This window comes from Kitasatospora sp. LaBMicrA B282 (genome assembly GCF_050325825.1).
In the GTDB taxonomy this organism is placed as follows: Bacteria; Actinomycetota; Actinomycetes; order Streptomycetales; family Streptomycetaceae; genus Kitasatospora.
The window spans coordinates 1-10,591 of sequence record NZ_JBNQTI010000035.1 but is presented as its reverse complement, the minus strand read 5'-3'; the positions used below and the strand labels follow the sequence as shown (position 1 = coordinate 10,591).

Below are 10,591 nucleotides of genomic sequence, written 5' to 3'. Positions count from 1 at the left end.
CTGCCTCCAGGTGCTCGCCGAGCTCGACGACCTCCCGGTCGACCACCCGGACGCGATCGCCGTGCGCCGGGCCGTCGCCGGCATCTTCCGCACCGTGAAGCAGCGCCGCCCCCCTCACTGCTGTGCCGACGTCAGCGGGCCAGCATCCGGGCGGCCTCGACGGCCCAGTAGGTGAGGATCTGCCCGGCCCCGGCCCGACGGATCGAGGTCAGGGTCTCCATGATCATCCGCTCCCGGTCGATCCAGCCGTTGGCGGCGGCCGCCTCGACCATCGCGTACTCGCCGGACACCTGGTACGCGGCCACCGGCACCGGGGAGGCGTCGGCGATCTGCCGCAGCACGTCCAGGTAGGCCATGGCGGGCTTGACCATCACCAGGTCGGCCCCCTCCGCCAGGTCCAGCTCCAGCTCGCGCAGCGACTCGCGGGCGTTGGCCGGGTCCTGCTGGTAGGTCTTCCGGTCGCCCTTCAGCGAGGAGCCGACCGCCTCGCGGAACGGGCCGTAGAACGCCGAGGCGTACTTGGCGGTGTAGGCGAGGATGCCCACGTCCTGGTGGCCGGCCGCGTCCAGCGCCGCGCGGACCACGCCGATCTGGCCGTCCATCATGCCCGAGGGCCCGACCAGGTGGACGCCCGCGTCCGCCTGCACCCGGGCCATCTCGGCGTACCGCTCCAGGGTGGCGTCGTTGTCCACCGAGCCGTCCGCGGCCAGCACCCCGCAGTGGCCGTGGTCGGTGTACTCGTCCAGGCAGAGGTCGGACATGATCACCACCTGGTCGCCGACCTCGGCCACCACGTCGCGGATCGCCCGCTGCAGGATGCCGTCCGGGTTGGTGCCCTCGCTGCCGACCGCGTCCTGCACCTCGGGCACGCCGAACAGCATCAGCCCGCCGACGCCCGCCTCGACCGCCTCGACGGCCGCCTTCCGCAGGGTGTCCCGGGTGTGCTGGAGCACGCCCGGCATGGAGCTCACCGGCACCGGCTCGCTGATCCCCTCGCGGACGAAGAGCGGCAGGATCAGCTCGGCCGGGTGCAGCCGGGTCTCCGCCACCAGCCGCCGCATCGCGGGGCTGTTGCGCAGCCGGCGGGGCCGGATGGACGGGAAGTCAGCCATGGTTCCTCCGTGGGAAGGTCAGCGTGCCTTGCGCCGGGAGCCCGGACGGCGCTCGCTGGGCCGGTAGACCGGCTCACCGGCCGAGGTGGCGGCGTCCCGGCGACCGGCGCCGAACTCGGCCAGCGCCTGGGCCAGCGCGGAGGCGGACGGCGCGGGGGCCATCACGTCCACCCGCAGCCCGTGCTCCTCGGCGGTCTTGGCGGTGGCCGGGCCGATGCAGGCGATGATCGTGACGTTGTGCGGCTTGCCGGCGATGCCGACCAGGTTGCGCACGGTCGAGGACGAGGTGAAGAGCACCGCGTCGAAGCCGCCGCCCTTGATCGCCTCCCGGGTCTCGGCCGGCGGCGGCGAGGCGCGCACCGTCCGGTAGGCGGTGACGTCGTCCACCTCCCAGCCGAGCTCGACCAGGCCGGCGACCAGGGTCTCGGTGGCGATGTCGGCGCGCGGCAGCAGCACCCGGTCGATCGGGTCGAAGACCGGGTCGTAGGGCGGCCAGTCCTCCAGCAGCCCGGCCGCCGACTGCTCGCCGCTGGGCACCAGGTCGGGCTTGACGCCGAAGTCGACCAGCGCCTTGGCGGTGGTCTCGCCGACCGCCGCGACCTTGATCCCGGCGAACGCCCGGGCGTCCAGGCCGTACTCCTCGAACTTCTCGCGCACCGCGCGCACCGCGTTGACCGAGGTGAAGGCGATCCACTCGTAGCGGCCGGTCACCAGGCCCTTGATCGCCCGCTCCATCTGCTGCGGGGTGCGCGGCGGCTCGACCGCGATGGTCGGCACCTCCTGCGGCACCGCGCCGTACGAGCGCAGCTGCTCGGACAGGCCGGTGGCCTGCTCCTTGGTGCGCGGCACCAGCACGTTCCAGCCGAACAGCGGCTTGGTCTCGAACCAGGAGTGCGAGTCGCGGTGCGCGACCTGCTCACCGACCACGGCTATGACCGAGGTGTTCGGGTCCACCGGGGCGGAGACCGGCGAGGGCAGCACCCGGGCGGCCTTCAGGTCGGCCGCGATGGTGCCCAGGGTGGAGGTGAAGGTGCGCTGCCGGGTGGTGGTGCCGGAGAGCGTGGCGCTCAGCGCGGCGTCCGGCTTGCGGCCGTTGGCGACCAGCGCGTTCGCGGTGGCCGGCAGCTGGCCGAGGGTGGTGCGCACCACCAGGGTGGTCTCCGGGACGCCCAGGTCCAGCACCGCGCCGGCCAGCAGCGCGCCGCCGTCCACGAAGCGCACGTCGGCGCCGTTGCTGCCGCGCAGCGGCACGCCCGCGTAGGCCGGCACGCCGACCGACTGGGCCACGCCCGGGATCACCTCGAAGGCGACCCCGGCCTTGGCGCAGAGCAGCATCTCCTCGGCGGCCCGGCCGTCCAGGCCCGGGTCGCCGTCCACCGTGCGGACCACGTGCTTGCCGCCGGCGACCGCGTCGGTGAGCAGCCGGCAGAGCGCGGCGGCGTCGAACTCGGTGCCCCCGGTGGGGCCGGAGGTGGCCACCTGGACGTGCTCCGGGCAGTGGCTGCGCACCGCCTCGGCGGTGAGCGGGTCGGCGACCAGGACGTCGGCCGAGGCCAGCACCTCGACCGCGCGCAGCGTCAGCAGACCGGGGTCGCCGGGGCCGGCACCGAGGAAGGTGCAGCGTCCGGAGCGGTCGGCGGTGTTGGTGGGGCTCATCAGACTCGCTCCCCCATCAGACCGGCCGCTCCGCTCTCCAGCAGCCGGGCGGCCAGCGCGTGGCCCAGGGCCCGCGCCTGCTGCTCGGCCGTCTCGTCGAACACGAGCGGGCCAGTGGTGGACATCGTCAGCAGGGTGGCGCCGTCGACCGTGCCGACAACACCCTCCAGCCGCAGTTCTCTCTCGTCGCTCACCTGAGCGAGCGCGGCCACCGGCGCGGAGCAGCCCGCCTCCAGCGCGGCCAGCAGGGCGCGCTCGGCGGCGACCGCGGCCCGGGTCGGGGCGTGGTCGAGCCGGCCGAGGGCGGCGACCAGCTCCGGGGCGTCGCTGCGGCACTCGATCGCCAGGGCGCCCTGGCCGGGGGCCGGGAGCATCAGCTCCGGGGCCAGGTGCTCGCTGATCTCGGCGGACCGGCCCAGCCGGTTGAGGCCGGCGGTGGCCAGCACCACGGCGTCCAGCTCGCCGGCGGTGACGAACCCGATCCGGGTGTCGACGTTGCCGCGGATCGGCACCGTCTCGATCGCCACGCCGCGCTCCGCGGCCCAGGCGTTGAGCTGGGCCATCCGGCGCGGCGAACCGGTGCCGATCCGGGCCGGGTCCGGGGCGCACTTCTCGGTCAGCGCCTCCAGCCCGAGGCCCTCGCGGGCCACCAGGGCGTCCCGGACGTCCTCGCGCTCGGGCACGGCGGCCAGCGCCAGGCCCTCGGGGGCCGCGGTCGGCAGGTCCTTGAGCGAGTGCACGGCGAAGTCGATCCGGCCGGCGAGCAGCGCGTCGCGCAGCGCCGAGACGAAGACCCCGGTGCCGCCGATCTGCGCCAGCTGCTCGCGCGAGGTGTCGCCGTAGGTGGTGATCTCCACCAGCTCGACCGGGCGGCCGGTGACCCGGCTCACCTCGCGGGCGACCATCCCCGACTGGGCCACGGCCAACGCGCTGCGCCGGGTGCCGAGCCGCAGCGGTATCGATTCGGCGTCCAACTGGCCCTGCTGGGTGCTCAGTTGACCATTCATAGCGTGATCATCCCGGTGGTGCTGGTGGTCGAGAGGGGGATACGGAGGAGGGGTCAACGGGCCGCTCCGCCCGCGAGACTACCGCCGGCCGGCTGCGCCTGCGGTCCGATCGGGGTGCCGGACACGGCGTGCACCGTACCCGGATCCAGGTCGAACAGCTCGCGCAGCGCCTCGGCGTAGGAGGCGCCGCCCGGTTCGGCGGCCAGCTGCTTGACCCGCACCGTGGGCGCGTGCAGCAGCTTGTCGACCACCCGGCGGACGGTCTGGGCGACCTCGGCGCGCGAGCGCTCGTCCAGGTCGGGCAGGCGGGCCTCCAGGCGGGCCAGCTCGGCGCCGACCACCTCGGAGGCCATGGCGCGCAGCGCCACCACGGTCGGCGCGATCCGGGCCGCCCGCTGGGCGGCGCCGAAGGCGGCGACCTCGTCGGCGACGATGCCGCTGACCGCGTCCACGTCGCCGGCCCCGGGCAGCGCCGCGTCCACCTGGGAGAGCGACTCCAGGTCGATCAGCAGCGCACCGGGCAGCTCGTGCACCGCGTGGTCGACGTCACGCGGCATCGCCAGGTCCAGGAAGGCCAGCGGCCCCCGCACCGACGACGTCGCCGTCCCGGTCCGGGCGGCGACCGCGGCGGCCACGTCGGCAGCCGGGATCACCACACCGGCCGAGCCGGTGCAGGAGATCACCAGGTCGACCTCGGCCAGCGCCCGCGGCACCTCGGCGAACGCCACCGTGCGGGCGCCCAGGGTGGCGGCCAGCCGCTCGGCGCGCTCGGCGGTGCGGTTGGCGATCACCAGGTCGGTCACCCCGGAGCGGGCCAGGGTGGCGGCGGCCAGCGAGCTCATCGAACCGGCGCCGACCACCAGGGCCCGCTTGCCGGCGATCTCGCCCGCCCCGGCGGCGACCTGCTCCAGCCCGAAGGTGACCAGCGACTGGCCGGCCTTGTCGATGCCGGTCTCGCTGTGGGCCCGCTTGCCGACCCGCAGCGCCTGCTGGAACAGCTCGTTCAGGCCGCGCCCGGCGGTGTGCTCCTCCTGGGCGCGGGCCAGCGCGTCGCGCAGCTGGCCGAGGATCTGGCCCTCGCCGACCACCATCGAGTCCAGGCCGCAGGCCACCGAGAAGATGTGGTGGACGGCACGGTCCTCGTAGTGCACGTAGAGGTGCGGGGTCAGCTCCTCCAGGTCCACGCCGCTGTGGTGGGCCAGCAGCAGCGAGAGCTCGGCGACACCGGCGTGGAACTTGTCCACGTCCGCGTAGAGCTCGATCCGGTTGCAGGTGTTGAGCAGCGCCGCCTCGGAGACCGTGGCCGTGGCGGCCGCGTCGTGCAGCAGGCGGGTGGGGGCCTCCCCGGTCAGCGCGGCGCGCTCCAGGAGGGTGACGGGTGCGGTGCGGTGGCTCAGGCCGACGACGAGCAGGCTCATGCGGGCATCACCGCACGGCGCTCGCCCTCCGGGTTGACCCGCTCGGCGCCCTTGGCCCGCGCGGGCGCCTCGGCGCCCTCCGCCTGCTGGGCCTTGCCCTTCTCGGCCTTCGCCTCCGGCTTGGCGCCGGTGGCGGCCCGGCGCAGCTTCGCCGCGGCCGCCCGGACCGGGTTGGAGCTGCGGGCCGGGGTCGCGGCGGTGCTGGGCAGCGGGGCCGGCTCGTCCTCGGGCTCGTCCTCCGGCTCCTCGCCGGCCTTGCGCTGCTCGTGGAAGGCCAGGATCTGGAGCTCTATCGAGAGGTCGACCTTGCGCACGTCCACGCCGTCCGGGACGGTCAGCACGGTCGGCGCGAAGTTCAGGATGCTGGTCACCCCGGCCTCGACCAGGCGGTCGCAGACCTGCTGGGCGGCGCCCGGCGGGGTGGTGATCACACCGATGGAGACCTGCTGGCTCTCCACGATGGACTCCAGTTCGTCCATGTGCCGCACCGGCAGTCCGGCGGCCGTGGAGCCGACCACCGCCGGGTCGGCGTCCAGCAGGGCCGCCACCCGGAAGCCGCGGGAGGCGAAGCCCCCGTAGTTGGCCAGTGCGTGGCCCAGGTTCCCGATCCCGACGATCACGACCGGCCAGTCCTGGGTGAGACCCAGCTCACGGGAGATCTGGTACACGAGGTACTCGACGTCGTAGCCGACGCCCCGGGTTCCGTACGAGCCCAGGTAGGAGAAGTCCTTGCGCAGCTTGGCGGAGTTCACCCCGGCCGCGGCCGCCAGTTCCTCGGATGAGACGGTGGGGACCGAACGCTCGGAGAGCGCGGTCAGCGCCCGCAGGTACAGCGGCAGCCGGGCCACGGTGGCCTCGGGGATGCCACGGGCGCGAGTCTGACGTCCCACAGGGGTGCGGCGCATGGAGCCTCCGTCGGCAGGGCTGGGGGGCGAGGATTTGGGGGTTGATCGGCCGATTGCCACGGTGCTCCTGTGGGTGAAGCTGGGCTTTGGCTGCCAGGCTATGCGTTTGTGAACGTGTGCACAAAGATGGTGTCCGATTTGTCCTGCCACAGTGACGCGCATCACGCCGCCCGCCGCCCCGGCCGAACCATCGTCGCCCACCGCTCGACGCCCGGCCAGGAGTTCGAGGCTACCGAGTCAGCGCGGCCCGCAGCCGGGCCTCGTCCACCCGCCAGAAGTCGTGCTGCCTGCCGTCGATCAGGGTCACCGGGATCTGCTCCCAGTAGGTCCGGTAGAGCTGTTCGTCCTGCAGGATGTCCAGCTCCTCGAAACCGGCCCCGAGCTCGCCGGTCACCTTGACGATCACCTCCCGGGCGGTCTCGCAGAGGTGGCAGTCGGGCTTGCCGATCAGGGTCACGGTGCGATCGGCGGGGTTCTTGGCACGGCGCAGCAGCGGAGTCACCGACCCATTGTGCGCCGTCGTGGCGCCACCGCCCGGCGCACCGGCGTTCACGATGGCTGACTATGCTCGTTGCCATGGCCGCGCTGCGAAGGCTCACCCAGGCAAGGCGTTCCCCCTCCGAGCGGGCCGCCCTGGCGGGCGAGGCCGCCGCCGACGCCGCCGAGCAGGCCCTGCGGCAGGCCGCACAGCCCACCGAGGCCGGGGCCGCCGGGGTCGAGCCCGCCGAGACCGCCGCCGCGGAGCGCGAGCCGGCCGGACCGCCGGTGGACCACCCGCACGGCGCCGCCTTCTTCGACTGCGACAACACGATCCTGCAGGGCGCGGCGGTCTTCTACCTCGGCGTCGGCCTCTACCGGCGCAACTTCTTCAGCCGGCTGGACGTGGCCAAGTTCGCCTGGCAGCAGGCCTGGTTCCGGCTGCACGGCACCGAGGACCCCGGCCACATCGCCGACGCCCAGCACACCGCGCTCTCGCTGGTGGCCGGCAAGCGGACCGCCGACCTGGAGGCGATCTGCGAGGAGATCTTCGAGGAGATCGTCGCCGCCAAGGTCTGGCCGGGCACCCGGGCGCTGGTGCAGATGCACCTGGACGCCGGACAGCGGGTCTGGCTGGTCACCGCGGCGCCGCAGGAGGTGGCCCGGATCATCGCCCGCCGGCTCGGCATGACCGGCGCGCTCGGCACCGTGGCCGAGGCGGTCGACGGCTGCTACACCGGCCGACTGGTCGGCGAGATGCTGCACGGCCCCGCCAAGGCGGAGGCGGTCAAGGCGCTGGCCCGGCGCGAGCAGTTGGACCTCGGGCGGTGCGCGGCCTACAGCGACTCGGCGAACGACATCCCGATGCTCTCGCTGGTCGGGCACCCCTTCGTGGTCAACCCCGACGGGCGGCTGCGCAAGTACGCCCGGGCGCACGGCTGGCGGGTGCAGGACTTCCGCACCGGGCGCAAGGCGGCCCGGATCGGGGTGCCCGCGGCGGTGCTGCTCGGCGCGGCGGCGGGCGCCGCGGTGGCCGGGGTCGCACTGCGCCGCAAGCGCCGCTGACGGCGCTCCTGACGCCGCAGCACACCCTCCGGCCGACCGATCCGCGATCCGACCGGCCGTCAGCACACCGGTCAGCAGCGGACTTTGCGCTGCCCGTGACACCGAACGCCGACTGACCGGTTCTGATCGATCGACCGGCCCGGAAAGTCTGGGATTGGCAAGCCTTCCGGCGGGGAACCCGGCCGCCCCACCTCGGAATCGGTCACAGTGTGCCGCCAAGTGCTCACCGCCAGCGCGCCAATCGGCGGTCCGTTCGGTCGGTTTCAGCTCATATACCACGTGAAGTGGATCCGAAACGACCACTTCCGCCACAGGGTGTAGCTGTCATTGCACAAAGCGTTATTCTCTCCTGGATGCACGCCCACCCCAGGTGTCCCCCCGACGGGGTGACGGGGAGTGTGCTCTCCGCGCAGGCGGAGGTGATCCGTCCACAGTTCTGCCTCTGGGAGTCCCGTGTACCCACCTGTCCGGAACGACGCGCCTGCTCCCTCCCGCCCGTCGCCGCCCGCCGTCATCCCCGCCGCGCGCAACCTGCGCCTGCTGCGCACGCTGCTCCGCGCCCAGTTGCAGCCGCTGACCGAGCTGGTCCGCGGCGAGCTGGCCGGGCCCGAACTGGTGCCGGCCGGCGGGGCGTTCGTCCCGGCCCCGGCCCGCACCGCGGGCCTGGCGCTGCGCTCCACCGCGGCCGGCCCGGCCGGCACCCGCAGCCGCGGCGCCGGCTCCCGCAGCCGCACCGGGACGCTGCCGCAGCAGGGCACCGAGGCCGAGCAGAACCCGATCATGGAGCTGGTCGAGCGGGCCCAGGCGGGCGAGAGCGAGGCCTTCGGGCGGCTCTACGACCACTACAGCGACACCGTGTACCGGTACATCTACTACCGGGTCGGCAGCCGGGCCACGGCCGAGGACCTGACCAGCGAGACCTTCCTGCGCGCACTGCGCCGGATCGGCACCTTCACCTGGCAGGGCCGGGACTTCGGCGCCTGGCTGGTGACCATCGCGCGCAACCTGGTCGCCGACCACTTCAAGTCCAGCCGGTTCCGGCTGGAGGTGACCACCGGGGAGATGCTCGACTCCAACGAGTGCGAGCGCAGCCCGGAGGACTCAGTGCTGGAGTCGCTCTCCAACGCGGCCCTGCTGGACGCGGTGCGCCGGCTCAACCCGCAGCAGCAGGAGTGCGTCACGCTCCGCTTCCTGCAAGGGCTTTCGGTCGCCGAGACGGCCCGGATCATGGGCAAGAACGAGGGCGCGATCAAGACGCTGCAGTACCGCGCCGTGCGCACCCTGGCCCGGCTGCTGCCGCCGGACGCCCGCTGACGGCTCGGACCCACCGACACCGGACGCCCACCGACGCCGACGGCACCGACGCCGACGGCGCGCCGCCGCGGCCGTTCGTCGTTGCGGCATCCGGCGGCAGCACCGTTCGGCCGCCGATCGCCGGCGGTCGGCCGGGCACGGCCCGGCCGAGGACGCCCGGCGGTGCCCGTCAGCCGGCGGTCAGGACGGCCGGGCTCGGGCGGGCCGCGGCGAACGGGTGCCCGAAGCCCCCGCCCGCAGGGGCAACCGACCACCGCCGAAGTCGAGTTGACCATAGCCGACGGCGGGTCACCACGAGGACCGTTCCCACACGTCCGGGTGAGAATGCGGTCACATGATCACTCGTGCGTAACCGACGGCCGGTACCGCTCGTTGCCCAGCGTGCAAACCCCCTCGGGTGCGTCGTGGTCAAGTCGAGCCACGCACAGTCACCCGAAGGAGTGGATTTGGCCCGCCGTGGCAACTGTCCGGCAGGCCGGGGAGTCGACAACGACGAAGGGAGGTGTGGCCCGTGACGGCAAACGTGCTGGAGCACCGGCGGGCGAAGGCCTTCGCCGAGGCGGTGGAGGCCCACCGGACGGGACAACCGGCGAACAGAGCGGCTCTCGGAGAGCTCCTCGACACGGCCGAGGCGCTCAGCGCACTGGCCGTGCCCGCCATGGACGCCGAGGTGAAGAGCGTCCAACGCGCCCGGCTGCTGGCCGCGTTCGAGCAGGCTTCGGCCGGTGGCCGGCGGCGCTGGGGGCGGCGGTTCGCGATCACCGGGCTGGTCGCCGGGGTGACCGTGAGCGGCTTCGCCGGGGTGGCCGCGGCCAGTTCGCAGGCCCTGCCCGGTGACACGCTCTACGGCATGAAGCGCGGCCTGGAGGGCCTGCGCCTGGACCTGGCGGGCTCCGACTCGGAGCGCGGCGAGCTGCTGCTCGACCAGGCCTCCACCCGGCTCGCCGAGGCCCGCGCGCTGGTCGGCACCGGCCGCCAGGGCCAGCTCAGCCAGAGCACCGTGGCGCGGCTCAACTCGGCGCTGCGGGACATGCACGCCGAGGCCGCCAAGGGCCGCGACCTGCTGCGCTCGGTCTACCAGGCGCACGGCTCGATCACCCCGCTGCAGAAGCTGGCCGACTTCACCGAGACCCAGGACGGCCACTGGAGCGCCCTGCAGTCGCACCTGCCGGCCCAGGTCACCCCCGTGGCCGAGCAGGTGGACCAGCTCTTCGGCGACTTCAACCAGGAGGTGGCCCAGGCCCACCTGGACCCGGCACCCGCCGCCGGCGGGGCCACCCCGGCCGCCTCCGACTCCCCGTCGACCGGCCAGGGTTCGAGCCCGAGCGGCCCGGCCGCGGGCGCGTCGAACCCCGGTTCCGGCCGCTCCGCCCCGGTGGCGCCCAGTGGCGCCGGTCGGGCCGGCGCGGGCCAGCCCTCGACCGGCGGCTCGCCCAGCCAGGGCGGCTCCGGCTCGGCACCGGCCGGCCCGCTCGGCGGCGGCAACCCGGTCAGCGGCCTGGTCAACGGCCTCACCGGCCCGCTCACCGGTTCCGGCACCGGCGCCGGGGCGGCCCCCGCCACACCGGCCCCCTCGGGCGGTGCCCCGGCGGCCGCGCCGGTTCCCGGCACCACCCCCGCCGCGGGCGCCGCGGCCG

Annotated in this window: 9 protein-coding genes; 3 read left to right on the top strand and 6 right to left on the bottom strand. The window is 74.3% G+C overall.

Going from position 1 to position 10,591, the window contains the following annotated elements:
• Positions 1-131: 131 nt before the first annotated feature.
• From hemB to ACQRUO_RS12660, 6 genes are all read right to left on the bottom strand, one after another.
• Positions 132-1,112: a porphobilinogen synthase gene (gene hemB / locus ACQRUO_RS12685; protein WP_428315939.1), complete on the bottom strand. Its 981-nt coding sequence runs from the start codon at positions 1,110-1,112 to the stop codon at positions 132-134.
• Between the two features lie 18 nt (positions 1,113-1,130).
• Complete coding sequence (locus ACQRUO_RS12680; protein WP_428315938.1) at positions 1,131-2,768, bottom strand: uroporphyrinogen-III synthase; 1,638 nt, start codon at positions 2,766-2,768, stop codon at positions 1,131-1,133.
• Complete coding sequence (gene hemC, locus ACQRUO_RS12675; RefSeq protein ID WP_428315937.1) at positions 2,768-3,775, bottom strand: hydroxymethylbilane synthase; 1,008 nt, start codon at positions 3,773-3,775, stop codon at positions 2,768-2,770. Before hemC ends, ACQRUO_RS12680 begins: the two co-directional genes overlap by 1 nt.
• A 53-nt stretch (positions 3,776-3,828) precedes the next feature.
• Positions 3,829-5,193 (bottom strand): glutamyl-tRNA reductase, encoded by a 1,365-nt coding sequence (locus ACQRUO_RS12670; protein WP_428315936.1) that lies wholly within the window; start codon positions 5,191-5,193, stop codon positions 3,829-3,831.
• Positions 5,190-6,098: a redox-sensing transcriptional repressor Rex gene (locus ACQRUO_RS12665; protein ID WP_428315935.1), complete on the bottom strand. Its 909-nt coding sequence runs from the start codon at positions 6,096-6,098 to the stop codon at positions 5,190-5,192. Before ACQRUO_RS12665 ends, ACQRUO_RS12670 begins: the two co-directional genes overlap by 4 nt.
• 229 nt (positions 6,099-6,327) lie before the next feature.
• Entirely contained in the window at positions 6,328-6,600 is a 273-nt protein-coding gene (locus ACQRUO_RS12660) for a glutaredoxin family protein (RefSeq protein ID WP_428315934.1), read from the bottom strand.
• Positions 6,601-6,674: 74 nt separating this feature from the next.
• On the opposite strand from ACQRUO_RS12660, the gene ACQRUO_RS12655 reads away from it, so the two are divergent.
• From ACQRUO_RS12655 to ACQRUO_RS12645, 3 genes are all read left to right on the top strand, one after another.
• On the top strand, positions 6,675-7,640 hold the full coding sequence (locus tag ACQRUO_RS12655) for an HAD family hydrolase (protein WP_428315933.1): 966 nt from the start codon (positions 6,675-6,677) through the stop codon (positions 7,638-7,640).
• A gap of 537 nt (positions 7,641-8,177) precedes the next feature.
• Entirely contained in the window at positions 8,178-8,954 is a 777-nt protein-coding gene (locus tag ACQRUO_RS12650; RefSeq protein WP_428315988.1) for an ECF subfamily RNA polymerase sigma factor, BldN family, read from the top strand.
• A gap of 511 nt (positions 8,955-9,465) precedes the next feature.
• Positions 9,466-10,591, top strand: a 1,126-nt coding sequence (locus tag ACQRUO_RS12645) for a DUF5667 domain-containing protein (protein WP_428315932.1), incomplete at its 3' end; no start/stop codon positions are given.